This is a genomic window from Blastocatellia bacterium (assembly GCA_016713405.1).
GTDB lineage: Bacteria > Acidobacteriota > Blastocatellia > Chloracidobacteriales > JADJPF01 > JADJPF01.
The window spans coordinates 162,593-180,657 of record JADJPF010000006.1; the positions used below are offsets into that span (position 1 = coordinate 162,593).

Genomic DNA, 18,065 nt, shown 5'->3' on the forward strand with positions numbered 1-18,065 from the left:
AAACTTTTTGGTACTAAAAAAAGCGGGCTGAATAGCCCGCTTTTTTATTTAATTTTAGGAGTTAAATAAATGTTTAAGTTAATAAGTTCAATTTTTTTCTTATTATTATCAGCCTCTTTATTTTCTGTTTTTGCTGTTCCTACTATGAGAGTAGATTACTATCATACAGGTAATATAAAAGAAGAATTATTTAGTTTAGATCGTGTAGTAATTGAGCCTTTGCCCTGGCCTGGTAATCCACAAAAACCTATTGATGATACTAATTTAGGAAAATATTTTTTTGAAGTTATTGACCGTAACACTAATAAAGTTATTTATTCACGTGGCTTTGCTTCAATTTATGGAGAATGGGAAACAACTGACGAAGCTAAAAGTATAAATCGCACTTTTCATGAATCTTTGCGCTTTCCTGCTCCTTCAAATTCAGTTCAAGTAGTACTAAAAAAAACGTGACAGTAACAATGCTTTTCAACAAATTTGGTCTTTACTTATTGAGCCTAAAGATATTTTTATTGATCGAGCTAAAGTTAATCCTCCAGCAACACTTATAGAAATTCTGAAAAATGGTAATCCTGAAAATAAAGTAGATTTGCTTATTTTGGGCGACGGCTACACCTCTAACGAACAAGCCAAGTTTGAGCGTGATGCCCGTCGTATGACAGAAATTCTTTTTGCTACCCCACCTTTTAAGGAGCGTAAACAAGATTTTAATGTTTGGGGACTTTGCCCAGCGTCATCAGAAACAGGAATTTCTCGCCCTTCAACAGGTCTTTACCGTTCTTCTCCGCTTGGTTGTAGCTATGATGCTTTTGGCTCAGAACGCTATATTTTAACCTATGATAACCGTGCGTTTCGTACTATTGCTTCATTTGCACCTTATGATTTTGTTGAGATTTTAGTTAACAACCGTACTTATGGCGGCGGCGGAATTTTTAATCTTTATGGAACGGTTTCAGCCGATAGCACTTGGGCCCCTTATATTTTTGTTCATGAATTTGGACATCATTTTGCAGGTTTAGCCGATGAATATTATACATCTTCTGTTGCTTACAGTTCACCTACAGCTAAGCTTGAACCCTGGGAACCAAACGTAACAGCACTATTAGATCCTGATAATCTAAAATGGAAACACCTTATTGATAAAACTACTCCACTGCCTACACCTTGGGAAAAAGAAGCTTATGAAAAATACTCTATAGAGTATCAAAAAAAACGTAGTCGTATACGACAAGAAAACCGTCCTGAAGAGGAAATGGAAGCATTATTTCAAGAAAATAAAGAAAATGACTTGAAAACTTTATCCAAAGAAAAGTATTTTAGTAAGGTTGGAGCTTTTGAAGGCGCAATGTATGAGGCTAAAGGTTACTATCGCCCAGAAGTTGATTGTATTATGTTTACCCGTAGTGAGGCTTTTTGCACAGTCTGTAAAATTGCTATTGAAAGAGTAATTGATCTTTACAAATAATTAAGAACAACAATTTTTTCTTAATTATTTACTTCTTTGCCACGTCAGTGGCACTTGCTAATAGCCCAGTCATAAATGACTGGGCTTTATGACTGGGCTATTTTTAATGTTCGGTTTTGGGAATAAGATGTTTCAAAACTATAACAATTTTTACTTGTCAAAGATTTTTATCTCCAATTATTTCAATAGCTTACTAATATGGCTTAATACTTGCTTGAAAGCTTTTAGGAGGTTTTTATGAGCATAGCTGTTAAAAATCAAACGCTTCCAACACGTTGCGAAATTTGTCATCAATCAGATTATTTTGATCCAAATCATAATTATTGCCAACGTTGTAGCGAGATGGAAAAAAAAGCTCTTAATTTTACTCCTATTAACCTTACTCAAGAAAATAGCAGTAGTTTATCCTTATTACTTTGCCGAATAGGGTTTCATAAATGGTATAACTCCCGTTGGGAGCGTTGTTGCCTACGTTGTCATACAATACAACACGTTTGGCGAATTATTGACCGTTCTATTGAATGGCGAACAACAAACGAACTATCTAACCAATACACAGAAGAAGAGCTTTTTAAGGCTTTAGAAACTACACCTCTACCCCTAAAAAAATGGCAATGCTGGCATTGTAATCAAGCTGTTATTAGAATTCATCCGCCTGGAATTTTTGAGTCTTGTCTTTATTGTGGAACATCCAATTATGTTTTAAGAGAAAAATAACCAAACTAATCTCCTATAAATAAACTGCTATAATCAAAAATACTTTATCAATTATTAAGATTTAAGGTTATAGAGTTTAATTAATAGGCCAAACTGTTGTCTTATCCAAGACTTGCAACCCTATTCTTGCCATATCACAATCATAGTCCCATTCCCAATCTGCTACTTCAGCACAAGCAATAGTGTCATTATCTCTAACAATTTTTACTTGAGTTCCAACAGGTAAAGGAAAATAAGTTAATATCGCCACGCCTTCATCACTAATATCTTTAGTAAGTGCTAAAATGCTTTCATTCTCTTCATCATCTATAACTTGCAAGCGAATAAATTGTTGGGCTGCAAAACGGGGTTTTTGTCGGTGTTCACAATTATTTATAGGTTTTGCCATTGTAACCATAACTGCCTCCTAAATTTTTAATGTTTGATTTTCTAACTGCTTTGCTTATTCTTTTTGCATATTCTGTTCCAAAAAGATTTATTAAAATAATATTTTTTATAAGCCTTTTATTTACTTTGGATTAGAAATTAAAGCAAAGTTTTTATGCTAATTCTTGAGGATTTCTACACATAAAATTTAATAAGCAAAGATTGAAGAGAGAAATTTTTCTCATTAAGCAATTTCTGTTTATTAATTATTAAAAAGATTTTAGGTCTGGTAATTTATTGAAAAATCAATATGATATTGTTATATTTAGGTTATATTTATAAAAATAAACCCTTGCCTGCATTTATAAACAAAAATGGTCTAAGCCTTGCCTTAAAGATATAAAACTTAAAGGAGAGAGCAATATGAAAGAAATCCTACGTAAATCTGCATTTTTTCCTAGACCAACAATTATTACTCCAGAAGAAGATACAAATCACTACCTTAGACTAGCATCTATTTTTGATGCTACTACAGATCTAGTAGCAACTTTTGACCTTAATGGGAAAATAACTCACCTTAACCGCGCAGGACAAAAATTACTAGGAATTAATCCAATTAATGAAAATTCTCCTTTTCCTCTAATAAATATTTATCCAGAACAACAACGGAATTTAATTTTACTAGAAGCTATACCTATGGCAATGAGTGAAGGCGTTTGGAGTGGAGAAACTACTATCATTTCTTATCATACTCAAATAGAAGTAGCTGTCTCACAAGTAATTATTGCTCATAAAGATAAGGAAGAAAAAATAGAATTTTTTTCTACTATTGTTCGGGATATTTCTGACATAAAACAGGCAGAGAAAACACTAGAGATATTTGCTAAAGTTTTTCAATGTACACAAGAAGCTATTTTAATTTCAGATTCTAATAATATTATTCAAAAAATAAATCCAGCATTTACAACCATTACTGGCTACACAGAAGAAGAAGTAGTAGGAAAAAATCCTCGTTTTCTACAATCTGGCCGTCATGATACTTCTTTTTATAATAATCTTTGGCAATCAATTAATGTTAAAGGAGAATGGCAAGGAGAAATCTGGAACCGTAGAAAAAATGGTGAAATCTACCCAGAATGGCTAACCATTAGCACAATTAAAGATGAAAAAGGACGTGTTACTAATTATGTAGCTATTTTTTCAGATATCACAACTGTTAAGTTAGCAGAACGTCATTTAATTTATATGGCTCATCATGATGCACTAACTGGATTACCTAATAGAATTTTACTTAAAGACCGGCTTAAACAAGCTTTACTAAAAGGAAACCGTAATGAATCTTTAGTTGCAGTAGTTTTTATTGATTTAGATCGCTTTAAGCCTGTAAACGATTTATGGGCATAAAATAGGAGATTTACTTCTTCAAGCTGTAGCAGAACGTCTTAAAGGTTGTGTACGTGAGGAAGATACTGTAGCCAGAATAGGTGGAGATGAATTTATTATAATTTTAGAGGATATTTTCTCTTTAGAAGATGCAGCTAAAGTGGCCCAAAAAGTCGTTAACACTTTATCAACAGCTTTTGCAATTGAAGGAAAAAAGCTATTAATTGGTGCAAGTATTGGAATTAGTATTTTTCCTTTTCATGGACATGACCCAGAAATATTAATTAAAAATGCAGATAAGGCAATGTATGAAATTAAGGAAGCTGGAAAGAATGGTTTTGGCTTTTATAAGTAAATTTATAATTCTTTAGGAGCAACAAAAGTCATATCAAAAGGCTTACCAGCAATACTAAAACTTGGTCGTCCCAAAGCTTGATAAGGAAAGCGTTGTGACCATTCGTTTATCTCCCTACCAGCACGCCCTAAATTAGTTTTAATACTGCCTAAAGTAAAAAGCCATCGCTCATCTAAATGTCTAAAACTAGGTACAGGTAGCCCAATTGCTGGAAATCGACTCTTTTCTTGATCAACGCTTATACTAGCAATTACACCTAATTCATCGCTAACTTGAACTATATTTCTATTCCAAGAAAAGTTAGCCATCTCTTTATTAAGTCCCCAAATTTTACGCCCACCCCACATAGAAGAAATATCATCAACCCAAATATGATGAACATATAAACCTATTCGCCAACCATAACGAGCTACTGAGCCTATAATCATTTCATCATAAGTAAGAGTGCCATATAAATAACGAATAATTGCTACAACTAGGTAATGAGGATTAATCAATGGTTTAAGAGGAATAGGAACATTAGCTGCACCAGGCGACTTAAACATACCTACCCAGGACTCTCCCCCTAGTTGCCAAGGAGGTCGTGGATAAGGAATTTCTGCTAATGAGCCTGTTTGATTTATCATAATTTATTGAAAATAACGTATTTAGTTTTTATAAACAACCTTTTGATTGTGCAATATCTGCTATTTTTCTAGCTTGAAGATTTTGTTCTTTATTTGGTCGCACTTTATCTACGATACAAATACTGCTACTAGTAATTTTTGCTACTGTTAAAAACGATGTGGATTTATTATACTCTTCTGGGTTTTCGATCAGGTCAAAGCGCACTATTAACGCTACAGGAATTATTTGATTACCTTGTTTTTTTTACTCGCCACTCTGCTTTTTTGACCAATATTGCTAAAACCTGCACCCATAACTTCTTGCATTTTTAATTCATACTCTTTGCCTTTTGGATCTACAACATTAATTGTAACCCTCAAATCTCCTTCAATAACTCTAAGTTTATAACCTGCCACACCTGGACAAATCTGCTCAGAATATGATGACTCTTCATCAAATTTTATAGTCTTACATTTATCAGATGCAGTATCAGTGTAAATGCTATCAATTGGTTCTTGTCCAACAATTGGAAGAAACAAAGTTAGTGTAAGGATTAAAGAAAATATAAATTTCATAAAACCTTCTATTTATTCAGACTTAGATCTTGATGAAGTACGACCGGCCCAAAGATCGCCAGTAGCTTTATGATCTGTTTTTACTTGATAATTTTTACCATCAGAAATCACAGTAATTTCACCTTGAAGGTCAGTTCTATAAACTTTAACTTTAGCTTTTTTAAATTTTTCTAATGTGGGTGGTGAGGGATGACCATAATTATTATCTTCACCACAAGAAATAAGCGCGACTTCTGGAGAGACTTTTTCTAAAAATTCATCGCTTGAAGCATATTGTGAACCATGATGAGCGACTTTTAGAACTTGGGCTTTTAGGTCAAAATCCTTTTCTAGCAATCTTTCTTCTGTTTCATCTTCGCTATCACCAGTAAAAATCATACGGAAATCCCCGTAAGTGAGCAACATAATTACAGAATTAGCATTTTCAACACTACCGCTTACTTTTTCTAAAAGTGGTTTGGATGGGCCTAGGATTTTTATTTTAATGCCTGAATCTAACTCAAAATTTTGTCCAGCACGAGCAACCGTTAATTTACCAACTTCTTCTTTTACTGTAGTAAGTAATTTTTCATAAGTCGCTGTAGGATGTTCTTGTCCACTATCAAGAAAAGCTTTTACAGGAACAGCTTTTAACACTTTAGGCATTCCTCCAATATGGTCAGCATGTGGATGAGTTGCAACCATTAAGTCAATTTGTGAAATACCATATTTTTCTAGTGTTTCAATAACTTTATCGCCTGCTTTGACTAGTCCTGCATCAACAAGTATAGCCTTTTTTTCTGGAGTAACAATTAATATGCTGTCACCTTGACCAATATCTAGCATATGAACTTTTAGCTGTTTATCGCCTAAAGTATTTTTACCTGTATCATCATTTTTTGGTTTATCGGTTTTATCTTTAGTTGGCTTGTCTATTGGTTCTATCTTACAAGCAGTAAAGAATTGTGTAGTTAATAGTAGGACTAATGAAAACAGTATTACAAAGATACGAGAGGACAATCTATCTTTCTTTATTATCATAAAGTTACACCATATTTTAGCCCAGTCCTTTAGGGTTGGACTATTATCAGTAGCCCTTAACAGGGCTAAAAAATTTTACTGTATTTACTCCAGAACTATCTTAATTACTTACTAACTGCTAATACATTTTTATTAATGTCAACAACTGAGCAAATTTGTTTACTAGACGCTGTAACTTCTATTGGGTATTTATTTGTATAACAAGCAGTGCAAAATACTGGTTTTGCTGTTTCTTCTCCACAAGCAGCCAACAAGCCTTCAATACTTAAATATCCAAGGCTATCTGCTCCAATAAACTGGCAAATTTCCTTAACACTTTGATGTGCCGCAATTAACTCTTCTCGGCTAGGAGTATCAACGCCATAGTAACAAGGTGCAATGGTTGGAGGGCAACTAATACGCATATGAACTTCTTTTGCGCCAACTTGACGTAGCATTGCAACAATTTTTTGGCTAGTTGTTCCTCGTACAATAGAATCATCAATTAAAACTACTCGTCGTCCTTCTATTAAATCTCGCACAGGATTAAGTTTAACTCTTACTCCAAAATTTCTAATAGATTGTTGAGGCTGTATAAAAGTACGTCCAATATAATGATTACGTACTAGCCCAAATCTAAAAGAAATCCCTGCTTGAGCAGCAAAACCAATTGCTGCTGCTGTACCTGAATCAGGGATTGGAACAACAATATCTGCTGTTACAGGATGTTCTATAGCTAGTTGACGACCCATTTTATGACGGCTTTTATTAACACTTTGACCAAAAACTATGCTATCTGGACGGGAAAAATAAACATGCTCAAAAATACACATTGCCGAAGGTTTTTGAGGAAAAGGAAAAAAACTATTTAGTCCATTTTCATTAATTACAACTATTTCCCCTGGTGCTATATCTCTAATGTGTTCTGCTCCAATTAAGTCAAAAGCACAGGTTTCTGAAGCAATCACATAACTACTAGCTAATTTGCCTAATGATAACGGTCTAAAACCTCTTGGATCACGAATAGCTATTAAGCTATCTGTAGTAAGAAATAGCATTGAATAAGCACCTTCAATAGTTGAAAAAGTATCAACTATTGCTTCATAAAGGTTGCTTGAACGTGAACGAGCAATTCCATGTAAAACTACTTCTGTATCACTAGTTGAAGAAAATATTGCTCCTTGTGCTTCTAATTCTTCTCTTAAACTATTGGCAAAAGGTAAGTTACCATTATGACAAACGGCTAATTGACCACGATGATAATTAATTAGTAGGGGTTGTGCTTCACGAATTGAAACTTCACCTGCTGTTGAGTAGCGAACATGTCCAATACTAGCTTGACCAGGTAAATGACTCATTTGAGTCTCTTTAAATACCTCATTGACATACCCCATGCCTTTTTCAGCACGTAGTAAATTACCATCTGAAGCAACAATACCAGCGGATTCTTGACCACGATGTTGGAGAGCATAAAGCCCTAAGTAGGTCAAATGAGCAGCATCTGGATGATTCCAGATACCAAAAACACCACATTCTTCATGAAGTTTGTCTAACATGTTAGTATCTTGCTTGATTTTACTCTTTGATTCAAGCAAACTTTACCTTTCATATAGTAAAGCAAATTATTGCTATTTACCTGATTATTATAAAGATATATTTTTTTATTGGAGTATTAATATAATGTGTAAGCTGCTAGGTTCAATTAATAAATTACTCGGATTATTACTTATAATAATTATAATTTCTAGCTCTGCAATAATAACTCTTGCACACCCATTAGGAAATTTTACTGTTAATCATTTTGCTAAAATTGAAGTCACCTCAGAAATTATCTCCTTACGCTATGTAGTTGATATGGCTGAAATTCCAGCACTTCAAGAAATACAACTACTTGATACAAATGGAGATCGTACACCTGATCAAAAAGAATTAGAAATTTATTTAGAAAAAATTGCTTTAGAATATAAAGAAAAATTAAGTTTAAGAATAAATCAAACTCCTTTAGAGCTAAAATTAATTCAAAAAAATATCTCCCTTCCTACTGGTGCAGGCGGGCTTTCAACATTACGGGTAGAGTGTGATTTTGAAGCTACACTAAATTCATTAGCAATTAATCAGCCCTATCAACTAGATTTTACAGACACTAATCATCAAGATCGTCAAGGATGGCATGAAATTTTTGTTAAACCAGCGTCAGGAGTAAGTATTTTTAATAGTACTATTTTTGGCAATTCTATAACAGATGAGCTTAAAGCCTACCCTGAAAATATGTTACTTGCTCCTCTTAATGAGCGCAGTGCAACTTTATCTTTTATTAAAGGTCTCAGCCCTGCTAATTCTTCACCTCTTCTTACTCGTGAAGGCCGCCCTAGTGCGCAAACTTCAGACCCTTTAACAGAGCTAATTGCCGTTCCAAAACTAACTTTAGGCACTGCAATTTTAGGCTTATTTATTGCTTTAGCTTTAGGCGGTTTTCATGCTCTTTCTCCAGGTCATGGTAAAACCATTGTTGGAGCATATTTAATTGGTTCACGAGGAACAATTAACCATGCACTTTTCCTTGGTTTAATAGTTACAATTACCCATACATTAGGGGTATTTATCTTAGGCTTAATTACTCTTTTTGCAGCAAAATATATTGTTCCAGAAAAAATCTTTCCTATACTTAGTTTTACTTCAGGAATAATTGTTATTGCTATTGGTTTAAGCTTATTTATAAACCGGCTTTCTGCTGTTTTAGGTCTACAACTTCCAGTTCATTCACATGAAGGAGAAGAAAATAATAAAAGTCTTTCACATTCGCATGATGGGGTAAAACATTCCCATTTACCTATAAATAAAGATGGTTCGGAAATAACTTGGAAAAATTTGCTAGCTCTAGGGGTTTCTGGGGGTCTTCTACCCTGTCCATCTGCTTTAGTCGTCTTACTTGCAGCTATATCCTTAAATCGTATAGGCTATGGTTTATTACTAGTAGTTTCTTTTAGTATTGGTTTAGCTAGTGTTTTAAGTCTTATTGGACTACTTTTTATTTATGCAAAACGTTTTATTGACCGCCCAACATTTTCTAACCAACGCTTAGTAAATGTTTTACCTGTTATTAGTGCTTTTATTATTACTGGTCTTGGTGTAGGTATTTGCTTTCAATCTTTAAGTCAAAATAGCTTAACCAATTTCTCACTCTCGCCTGCTGATATAAAGACTGCTTGGCTTTCATTTGTTCCAATAATCAGCCTAGGTTTTATCTTAGGTCTTAAACATGCGATTGAAGCCGACCATGTTGCGGCTGTATCAGCAATTGTTAGTGAGTATAAAAACTTATTTAAGTCCTCTCTTGTTGGCGTTTTATGGGGTGCTGGTCATACGGTTTCACTTTTATTAGCTGGGTTATTAGTTATTTTACTAAAAGTTGAAATACCAGAAAGAGTTGCTCTTGGACTAGAGTTTGGTGTAGCGATAATGCTTGTAGTTTTAGGAGTAAATTCTATTTACAAACTATTAAATGATAGAAAATCTTTTTCAAGTGAGGAGTTATCAAACTCTACTTCATCGCTAAAGAAAAAATCTACCTTTAATTCACGACCAATAGTAGTAGGTATGATACATGGTTTAGCTGGAAGTGCTGCACTTATGGTTTTAGTTGTTGGAACAACTAAATCAGCATTAGTTGGTTTAGCTTATATTGTAATTTTTGGTATTGGTTCAATAGGTGGAATGCTGCTGATGAGTATACTAATTAGTTTACCAATTCATTTTACTACTAATCGTTTTACTCAAATAAATCTAGTAGTAAGAGCTTTAGCTGGCTTATTTAGCTTTAGTTGTGGGCTATTTATGGCTTATGAAATAGGTTTTGTTGAAGGACTATTTCGCTAAAGCTCTTATCTACAAAATCAGTAAAACCAATGTTTTACAAAGCTAGCTCATTAAGAGTTTTCTTTACTATTTCAGATTGTAATAAATCAAACCTAGGGTTAAGTTCTAGGACACGTTTTAGATAATCTTGAGCAGCTTTTTTATCACCATTAGCTTTAGCAATCATTGCTGCATGGTAGAAAAGTTTTGCATCCTTTGTACCAAGTTTTAGAGCTTCTTTTATTGCAGTTTGAGCCTCAGCTAATTTTCCAGCCTTTAATGCAGTCCAGGCAACTGCATCAGCACCATAGATGTCTTTTCTTACCTCATATTCTTTTAAGGCTAAGCTATAAGCTTCTTCAGCTTTTAGATCATGGTCTGCATAAAAAATAGCAAGTTGTCGATTGTAAATTAAACCATTCAAAGCATTTAACCGTGCTATTTGTTCCACTAATTCATATTGTGAGGAAGCTTCCTTTTCACGTCCTTCTAGCTTATAAAGATCTCCTAGTGCAGCTATAAAAATTGGATCAGGAACTAATTTGACGGCCTTCTCATATTGTTCAATCGCGTTTTTAAGCTCACCTTTTGCTGCAAGAACTTTGCCTAGAGAGCCAACAGCACGAAAGTAATTAGGATATGTTACTAGAGCATCCCTATAGTGTTTTTCAGCTTCTTCATATTTGCCCATTGAAAAGGCTGTTTCTCCCAAATACCAACGTAGCCAAGCAACATTTTCAGTATCGGGATTTGTTTCATCCAACAAAAAAGCTAGTGCTATTGAAATATGTTTTTTAGCATCTTCAAGCTTTCCATATAAAGAAGAAATGCGGGCATACCGAATTTCAATGCTAGGTACATTAAATGGATTTGTGTAGTTACGTTTTCCTGTTTGTTGGTAAATTTTTATAGCTTCTTCATAATCACCTAATTCTAATGTTGAATCTGCATAGAGTTGATAAGCCCCAAGCATTGTTGGATCCATTTTCATTAACAACTTTGCATTATCACGGGCAGCAATAAATTCATGTGTTGTAAATTCAATGTCAGCTAAAGCACTTAATGCAGCTTTATTAAATTCTTTTGGTGCTATAGCTAGGGAAGCTTTTACAGCACGAGAAGCAAGTTCTAGATAATTCATATTTGCGGTTTGTCGCATACGTGTTAGGTATCTGGAAGCTAGCATATTGTAAGCAAAAAAATCATTGGGATTCTTTTTAACTTTATCCTCAAGAAATCTTATTGCTGATTCTATAGCTTCATCCTCTGATGGCAAGGGTGTAGCAGGCGGTAGTACTGGAGTAGAGGTTTCAGATTTAGTTGGAAATCCTCCACAAGCAGCACTAAAAATAAGACAAAATAATAAGATAAATAGAAAATTTTTATTCATAGATAAACCAAAGCCCTGACAAACAAAGTAATCAGGGCTTTTTAGTAAGGAGTTAGAAATTTTTATAATTAGTTTTGAGTGTTATCTACACTTCCTCTAGGCAATGGTTGATGTGGAAGAGCTACCCAAGGAAAATTATCAAGAAATAGTAGGTCATTTTTATCAACATTGTCTGGTCTAGGTTGACTGTTACTGACTAAACTAACAATTGGATCAGTGACATCATCCAAAAGCCGACGACCATTTGGAAAACCAGCCCCTGCATTATTACCACCTTCAGGGCCAGTATTAGGTATTGAAGTATCTATTCGTAAATAATCGCCTTTTTCAACAGCTAATTTTGCAAATAGTCCTATATTAGCATCATTTGTTTGTAAAAGTTTTAGTTGACCAACAATGTCATTAGCAAATGTTGATGAGTTTGGGCCTTTAGTATTGAAATCATCTTTACGATCAAAAGGAACAAATACAATATTTACAGCAGGAATTCCCATACTATCAATTTGAACAAAATCACCTTTTCCTGTAGTTGTAGCATTAGAATTAATAGTAATTTTCTTTCTAATTTGTGTAGCAGCACTTATACCAAGTACATCGCCAGCACGACCTTTTAACAAGCTTATTGGAATACTATAAACAATAGCATTCATATTATAGCCAGCAAAAGTATCTCGGCCACGAGTAAAAAATGATATATCTCCACCAGGAGTTCCAGCTTCAAGAGAGGCTCTATAACGAAGTTCTGAAGGTACATCAAAGAAAAACGCATCATCAGCAAGACCTGCAAAAAATCTAATTCCTGTGTTGGAATCTGCTGTTATATTTCGGTTAGGTGCAACTGTTGCAGTACTACTTGAAAGTGTTGCAGGCGCAGTAAATGTTCTAAGTGTTGATCTGGTATCGGATAAAGTAATTGTGGCTGTTTGTGGGGTGGTGCGGCCTATTTGCTTAGAAAATACCGCATCTAAAAACAAATCTGGAACACCATCACCTGTATTTTCAATATTAAATCTATAGCGTAAGTCCCCATCAAAAATACCAAAGTTTGAGTTTTCGCCTGGTACAATAAAGCCTCTTGATCCAAAAATAAGCTCTAACCTTGTATTATCATTTGGATCAAGAAATACCCAAAAATCTGTAATATCGGCTGTTGCTCTTAGAGATGCAAAAGGTGCGTCACCATGATCGGCAGCATCGATTGACGGCGGGGGAGTCATAAGAGAAATAAGAGCTACTGTCAAAATAAGCACTATAATAGAAGCTTTTTTAATTTGTCTAAACATAACGTTTGTCCTTTCGTTACTCGATTTGTATTGCAAATCGATGTAATCACTTTGCTCTTTTATTGTTATTTCAAAGATTTTAAGTTATCGATTTTTAAATCCATAATACTAATGAAGTACTTGAAAAGCGGGTAATTTATGTGATGAAATCTGTTCTAATTTCATAATACACACTTAAATTTGCTGTAGAGGAAAGTAACCGCGAACATTTAAAAATTTTCCGCGGTTACTTTTTTGTTTAATGAAAGGTTCTGATGTAAAGACACAGAACGATATTTTTATAACTCTTTTAAGAACTAGAGGTTAATTCTGTGTAGTATCTTGCTCACCTGTTTTTAAAGGCATAAACGGTTGAGCTACCCAGGGGAATACATTTAGGAACTTTTTATCATTAGCTTGAATACCATCTGGTAATTCATTTCTATTGTTGATTAAGCTAACAACTACATCTGTTACATCATCAAGTAGACGGCGGCCATTTGGAAAAGCTGCTTCTGCATTGTTACCACCTTCTGGCCCTGTATTGGGTTTAGATAAATCAATACGAATATAATCGCCTTTATCTACTATAAGCCCCTTAAGTAGATTTATACTAGTTTCATCTGTTCCTATAGATCTAAGCGATCCAATTACATTTTGTCCAAGTGCTGAAACATCAGGGCCTATAATGTTGTAACGATCCTTAAGGTTAAAATCTAAAAGCACTACATTTACAACTGGAATTCCAGCAGAATCAACTTGGACTAAGCTACCTTTATAAGAAATTGTACCATCAGTATTTCTAATAGCTTTTTTAGGAATTAGTGTAGATGCGCTTACTCCTACGATATTTCCAGCAGGGCCTTTGACCTCACTTAATGGAATACTAAGAACTATGGTCATAACATTATAGCCAGCAAAAGTATCTCTAGCACGACTAAAGAAGCTTGTATCACGAGAGCCTACAAGCAGTGCGCGTCTAAATTGAACTTCAGCAGGAACATCAAAAAAGAAAGGATCATCAGCTAAACCAGCAAAAAATTTAGTGTTAGAACCTGGATTAACTGTATTAACTCTATTAGGAGGATTAACAGGTTCTCCTAGAGCAATTGTAGTAGGTGCGGTAAATGTTCTTCCGCTTGGAAGTTTAACTGTAGCTGTTTGTGGAGTATCTCGGCCAGTTTGTTTTTAAAAAGTTATATCTAAAAATTTATCAGGTTTTGCATCTCCAGTATTTTCTATATTAAATCTATATACAACAGCAGGATCAAATAATCCTCTACTTTCATTTTCTGATGGAATAATAAAGGGGTTAACCGCCATAATAAGTTCTAATCGTTCGTTATCATTAGGATCTAGAAATACCCAAAAATCAGAAATGTCAGCAAAAGGTTGTGCTTGAGTGCTTATATCCTTACCGCCATCAAGATGATCAGCAGCATCAATAGATGGTGGGGGTGTTAGCAGTAAAATAGAAACCAACAGTGTCGCTATTAATAATGCAGCTTTCCTAGCAAACATATTTTTTCTCCTTAAGCATTTGTTGGTTATGACGTGATTATCAATCAACTTTTCAATTAACCACCCAAATTTTTGTTATTTTTTATTTGGATTATTAGTTATTTAATAATAAGCAGTTTAACTGCTTGCTTCTTAAAATTATTTCTTAAAAATTAATGGTTTATGGTAGTAATATTTTCTTACAATCTACCAACCCATTCAAAAAACAATAAAGTATGCCAAAGCGCTCTGTCAAGGCTGAAACCCAAAATGCTCTAAGAAATATTCCTTTCTTGGTAGGATTTAAGTAGATTTTATTTTATTAAAAATTTTGTCAGTAAAAATTCCAAAGCATAGTTAAGGGATATTTTTTCAATAAAATTAAAGTAATAAGCAATATATAAAACTAAATAATGCTGATGAAAAAAAGTTTTTATCTTTTTAAAAATATGTATTCTTTTTACATATTTTTACCAGAGTTAAAATTTATTGCATCAAAATTATTATCACTACTATTACACCAAGTAAAATTACTCCTATTACTCCTAATAGTACCCAATTGGGCCCACTAGCTGGTTGATTAGGTATTTCTGGAGACTCTTTTATTGGAATAGAAATTTTTTGTGATGCGGCTTTATCCTTAGAAACTATTTTTTGTGATGTAGCTTTGTTGTTAACAGTACTTATGGAAGGTGAAGTAGAAGATTTTTGTGGAGATGATTCTACTTCTTTGCTATCAATAACAGCTTGTTCTTTATTACTTAGTTTATTTGGTACATCAGGTAATTCATTAGTTATTTTTCCTGATGTTACTGATTGGAAATTAGGATCAAATTCTTTTAGTGCATCAGCAAAAGCTTCTAATAGTTCGCCTGCTGATTGATATCTATCTGTAACAGTACGGCTTAAAGCTTTTTTTAGAATAGGGTCAAAAATAGGGGAAACAAAGGGAAAAGTTTTAGAAATAGGAGCAACATCTTGGCTAATTTTAAGGATTAAAAGTTGTTGAGCTTTAGAATGCTCTAAAGGTAATTTACCGCTAAGCATTTGATAAAGCATTACTCCAATACTATAAACATCTGTTGTAGGTTTTAATTTCTGAGCTAAAACTTGTTCTGGTGACATATAATGGGGTGTGCCAAAAATTTCACCTTCAACCGTTAGCATTTGGTCTTTTGTTTTGCTTAAATCAGTGCGTTTGGCAATTCCAAAGTCTGCTAATTTTAAGACTTCTTCCCCTTTGGAATTTCTTGTCATTAAAATATTTTCTGGTTTTAAGTCTCGATGCAATACATTATGTTTATGAGCAAAATCCAAAGCCCCACAAAGTTGAGTTAAAAGTTCTAAAGTTCTGTTAGGTGAACAAGGAGCAGATGTATTTAAGTAACTTTTTAATGTATCTCCAGCAACAAATTCCATTGCTATAAAAAATAAGCCTTCAGTTGCTCCAAATTCTTCAACCCTAACTATATTGGGATGATTAAGTAATTTCCCTAGCTCGCCTTCTCTCTCAAAGCGTTTAATAAATTTCTCATCATTAGCTAGATCTGGAGAAATAACTTTTATAGCTATTATTTCGCTACTATGTAAATCTGTAGCACGAAAGACTGCACCCATTGCCCCAGAACCAATTTTTGTTTCTAATTTGTATCGATTATTGATTTCTCGACCAATTAAACTATCAAAATAACTTTGTTGAGCCGCTTGGCCCATAAAATTTGCTCCTAAAAATTATTAAACTAAATTACTTTAACAAAAATTTTTGGTTCTAAATATAACCTAAAACCCTAAATAATTAATAGCAAAACTCCTTGCTATTCTAGCTTTTCTTACCGTTAATTGATTGATACTATGATAAATAATAAATATCTATATTTGCTTACGTGATAATAATGTATTAGCACTAATTATAGCAAGATTTAAGCTTAAACTTTTTATCAAAAATGCCTTTTAATTTTATCAATTAATTTTACTTAAGCATATAGTTAAGTCTAAATTTTTATATTATTGAAATATTGTTACTTAAAATAGCGATCAATTAAACAAAACAAAAAACAGATTGGTTTTATTTCTAATTTTCAAAACCAAAAAAGCAACTAAAATTAGTTTTTAATAACCTATGTAATTAAAACCATTCTATTTATTTAATATTAGGAGGCTAGCTGTGAGAAAACTTCAAAAAGCTATTTCTGTAATTATACTAGTAACTTTGCTACTTTCTTCATCGCTTTTAGCACAAACTAAGATTGTTGCACCTAAAAACCCCTATAAAATTTCTGATGATGTTAAATTAGGTCAAGAAGCAGCTAGCGAAGCAGAACGTAAATTGCCAATAATCCGTGACCGGCAATTAGAAAGCTATCTAGTTAATGTTGGTCAACGACTAGTTGAAGCCATTCCCCCACAATACCAACAAAATGAATTTCGTTACTCTTTTAAGCTAGTGGATGCAAAGGAAATAAATGCTTTTGCTTTGCCTGGGGGATTTACTTATGTAAATCGTGGTTTAATTGAAGTGGCTAAAACAGAGGGCGAGCTAGCAGGAGTAATGGCACATGAAATTAGCCATGTTGCACTACGTCATGGAACAGCACAGGCAGCTAAAGCACAAAAATATGCTATTGGAGCAACAGCAGGTCAAATCTTAGGAGCAATCGTTGGTGGTGGGCTAGGTAGTGTTATTGCTGGTGGTAGCCAATTAGGTATTGGTGCTTATTTCTTAAAATTTAGCCGTGAATATGAAACCCAATCTGACTTACTTGGTGCGCAAATTATGGCACAGGCTGGTTATGACCCAAGGGATTTAGGAAATATGTTTCGCACTATTGAAAAAGCTTCTGGCGGCAAAGGTGGGCCAGAATGGTTAAGTAGCCACCCAAACCCAGGTAATCGTTATGAAGCTATTAATCGTGAGGCTGAACTCTTAAATGTACGCAAGTCTAACCGTAGTGACCAGGAATTTAGCCGTGTTCAAGCACGATTAAGAGAATTACCAAATGCAACGCCTAGAGATAATAAAAATGATAATGCTGGTAATAATACTGGTAATAATACTGGTAATAACCGTCCAACTTCAGGTGGCACTATAAATAGTCGTGTAGCTTTACCTTCAACACGCTATAAAAGTTATAGTGATAGGTCTTTTGAATTTAAGGTTCCAGAAAATTGGCGAGAGCTAAAAGACCAAAACAGCGTAACTTTTGCTCCAGAAGGTGCTTATGGTGAAGTATCCCAACGCTTTATCTTTACCCATGGAGTTTTAGCAGGTATAACACGTACTAATGGAGAAGTAAATTTTAAGCAAGCTAGCAGTGAGTTTATCCAAGCATTACAACAAAATAATCCAAATTTACGACAACAAGGACAACTACAACGCACTACAGTAAATGGGCGCAGAGGTTTTATTGCTAACTTCACTAATGTTTCAGATGTTACTGGAAAGACCGAAAGTGTAACGATTATTACTGCTCGACTTAATAACGGCGATATGTTTTATTTAATCCCTGTTTCACCTCAAGCAGAATCACGAAATTATCAAAGAGCTTTTCAACAAATAATCTCGTCTATTCAGCTTTCTGATTAATTACTTAAA

Annotated in this window: 17 protein-coding genes and 1 pseudogene; 7 read left to right on the plus strand and 11 right to left on the minus strand. The window is 34.0% G+C overall.

The annotated features are described in order from the left end of the window. Nucleotides 1–69: 69 nt before the first annotated feature. Together IPK14_09605 and IPK14_09610 are read left to right on the plus strand one after the other, a co-directional pair. A pseudogene (locus IPK14_09605) lies at nt 70–1,465 on the plus strand (IgA Peptidase M64). A gap of 237 nt (nt 1,466–1,702) precedes the next feature. Next, nucleotides 1,703–2,182, plus strand: coding sequence for a hypothetical protein (locus tag IPK14_09610; protein ID MBK7993659.1), 480 nt, complete (start codon nt 1,703–1,705; stop codon nt 2,180–2,182). Between the two features lie 76 nt (nt 2,183–2,258). Here the strand turns inward: IPK14_09610 and IPK14_09615 are convergent, their stop codons facing one another. After that, nucleotides 2,259–2,579, minus strand: coding sequence for a PilZ domain-containing protein (locus IPK14_09615; GenBank protein MBK7993660.1), 321 nt, complete (start codon nt 2,577–2,579; stop codon nt 2,259–2,261). A gap of 392 nt (nt 2,580–2,971) precedes the next feature. On the opposite strand from IPK14_09615, the gene IPK14_09620 reads away from it, so the two are divergent. Then, a complete protein-coding gene (locus IPK14_09620) occupies nt 2,972–3,952 on the plus strand; it encodes a PAS domain S-box protein (GenBank protein MBK7993661.1) in 981 nt (326 codons plus the stop codon). Continuing rightward, complete coding sequence (locus IPK14_09625; GenBank protein MBK7993662.1) at nt 3,939–4,286, plus strand: GGDEF domain-containing protein; 348 nt, start codon at nt 3,939–3,941, stop codon at nt 4,284–4,286. Before IPK14_09620 ends, IPK14_09625 begins: the two co-directional genes overlap by 14 nt. Nucleotides 4,287–4,288: 2 nt before the next feature. On the opposite strand, the gene IPK14_09630 is transcribed toward IPK14_09625, so the two are convergent. The 5 genes from IPK14_09630 to IPK14_09650 form a co-directional block, all read right to left on the minus strand. Further along, on the minus strand, nt 4,289–4,912 hold the full coding sequence (locus IPK14_09630; GenBank protein ID MBK7993663.1) for an acetoacetate decarboxylase family protein: 624 nt from the start codon (nt 4,910–4,912) through the stop codon (nt 4,289–4,291). A gap of 28 nt (nt 4,913–4,940) precedes the next feature. After that, nucleotides 4,941–5,117, minus strand: a complete 177-nt coding sequence (locus tag IPK14_09635) for a hypothetical protein (protein ID MBK7993664.1) — start codon at nt 5,115–5,117, stop codon at nt 4,941–4,943. A 17-nt stretch (nt 5,118–5,134) separates the two neighbouring features. Continuing rightward, entirely contained in the window at nt 5,135–5,467 is a 333-nt protein-coding gene (locus tag IPK14_09640) for a hypothetical protein (GenBank protein MBK7993665.1), read from the minus strand. A gap of 12 nt (nt 5,468–5,479) precedes the next feature. Then, nucleotides 5,480–6,487: an MBL fold metallo-hydrolase gene (locus IPK14_09645; protein ID MBK7993666.1), complete on the minus strand. Its 1,008-nt coding sequence runs from the start codon at nt 6,485–6,487 to the stop codon at nt 5,480–5,482. 104 nt (nt 6,488–6,591) lie between these two features. After that, the gene (locus IPK14_09650) at nt 6,592–8,022 is read right to left on the minus strand and encodes an amidophosphoribosyltransferase (protein MBK7993667.1); all 1,431 of its coding nucleotides are present in this window, start codon (nt 8,020–8,022) and stop codon (nt 6,592–6,594) included. 124 nt (nt 8,023–8,146) lie between these two features. Here IPK14_09650 and IPK14_09655 point away from each other — a divergent pair, with 124 nt between their 5' ends. Then, nucleotides 8,147–10,342, plus strand: a complete 2,196-nt coding sequence (locus IPK14_09655; GenBank protein MBK7993668.1) for a sulfite exporter TauE/SafE family protein — start codon at nt 8,147–8,149, stop codon at nt 10,340–10,342. A gap of 34 nt (nt 10,343–10,376) precedes the next feature. Here IPK14_09655 and IPK14_09660 read toward each other — a convergent pair whose 3' ends face one another. From IPK14_09660 to IPK14_09670, 3 genes are all read right to left on the minus strand, one after another. Beyond that, nucleotides 10,377–11,711 (minus strand): tetratricopeptide repeat protein, encoded by a 1,335-nt coding sequence (locus IPK14_09660; protein ID MBK7993669.1) that lies wholly within the window; start codon nt 11,709–11,711, stop codon nt 10,377–10,379. A gap of 68 nt (nt 11,712–11,779) precedes the next feature. Next, nucleotides 11,780–12,994: a DUF4331 family protein gene (locus IPK14_09665; GenBank protein ID MBK7993670.1), complete on the minus strand. Its 1,215-nt coding sequence runs from the start codon at nt 12,992–12,994 to the stop codon at nt 11,780–11,782. A gap of 303 nt (nt 12,995–13,297) precedes the next feature. Next, nucleotides 13,298–14,083, minus strand: a complete 786-nt coding sequence (locus IPK14_09670) for a DUF4331 family protein (protein ID MBK7993671.1) — start codon at nt 14,081–14,083, stop codon at nt 13,298–13,300. Here IPK14_09670 and IPK14_09675 point away from each other — a divergent pair. After that, complete coding sequence (locus IPK14_09675) at nt 14,019–14,165, plus strand: hypothetical protein (GenBank protein ID MBK7993672.1); 147 nt, start codon at nt 14,019–14,021, stop codon at nt 14,163–14,165. The genes IPK14_09670 and IPK14_09675 overlap by 65 nt on opposite strands. On the opposite strand, the gene IPK14_09680 is transcribed toward IPK14_09675, so the two are convergent. Further along, nucleotides 14,162–14,494: a DUF4331 family protein gene (locus tag IPK14_09680; GenBank protein ID MBK7993673.1), complete on the minus strand. Its 333-nt coding sequence runs from the start codon at nt 14,492–14,494 to the stop codon at nt 14,162–14,164. The two genes, IPK14_09675 and IPK14_09680, sit on opposite strands and share 4 nt — an antisense overlap. Before the next feature lie 465 nt (nt 14,495–14,959). Further along, complete coding sequence (locus tag IPK14_09685; GenBank protein ID MBK7993674.1) at nt 14,960–16,186, minus strand: protein kinase; 1,227 nt, start codon at nt 16,184–16,186, stop codon at nt 14,960–14,962. A gap of 451 nt (nt 16,187–16,637) precedes the next feature. On the opposite strand from IPK14_09685, the gene IPK14_09690 reads away from it, so the two are divergent. Further along, nucleotides 16,638–18,056, plus strand: coding sequence for a M48 family metalloprotease (locus tag IPK14_09690; GenBank protein ID MBK7993675.1), 1,419 nt, complete (start codon nt 16,638–16,640; stop codon nt 18,054–18,056). Nucleotides 18,057–18,065 lie beyond the last annotated feature (9 nt).

Excerpts from the sequence above, each read along its gene's own strand:
- IPK14_09610 (MBK7993659.1), top strand. The coding sequence starts at position 1,703 with ATGAGCATAGCTGTTAAAAATCAAACGCTTCCAACACGTTGCGAAATT.
- IPK14_09615 (MBK7993660.1), bottom strand. The coding sequence starts at position 2,579 with ATGGTTACAATGGCAAAACCTATAAATAATTGTGAACACCGACAAAAA.
- IPK14_09620 (MBK7993661.1), top strand. The coding sequence starts at position 2,972 with ATGAAAGAAATCCTACGTAAATCTGCATTTTTTCCTAGACCAACAATT.
- IPK14_09630 (MBK7993663.1), bottom strand. The coding sequence starts at position 4,912 with ATGATAAATCAAACAGGCTCATTAGCAGAAATTCCTTATCCACGACCT.
- IPK14_09640 (MBK7993665.1), bottom strand. The coding sequence starts at position 5,467 with ATGAAATTTATATTTTCTTTAATCCTTACACTAACTTTGTTTCTTCCA.
- IPK14_09645 (MBK7993666.1), bottom strand. The coding sequence starts at position 6,487 with ATGATAATAAAGAAAGATAGATTGTCCTCTCGTATCTTTGTAATACTG.
- IPK14_09650 (MBK7993667.1), bottom strand. The coding sequence starts at position 8,022 with ATGTTAGACAAACTTCATGAAGAATGTGGTGTTTTTGGTATCTGGAAT.
- IPK14_09655 (MBK7993668.1), top strand. The coding sequence starts at position 8,147 with ATGTGTAAGCTGCTAGGTTCAATTAATAAATTACTCGGATTATTACTT.
- IPK14_09660 (MBK7993669.1), bottom strand. The coding sequence starts at position 11,711 with ATGAATAAAAATTTTCTATTTATCTTATTATTTTGTCTTATTTTTAGT.
- IPK14_09665 (MBK7993670.1), bottom strand. The coding sequence starts at position 12,994 with ATGTTTAGACAAATTAAAAAAGCTTCTATTATAGTGCTTATTTTGACA.
- IPK14_09680 (MBK7993673.1), bottom strand. The coding sequence starts at position 14,494 with ATGTTTGCTAGGAAAGCTGCATTATTAATAGCGACACTGTTGGTTTCT.
- IPK14_09685 (MBK7993674.1), bottom strand. The coding sequence starts at position 16,186 with ATGGGCCAAGCGGCTCAACAAAGTTATTTTGATAGTTTAATTGGTCGA.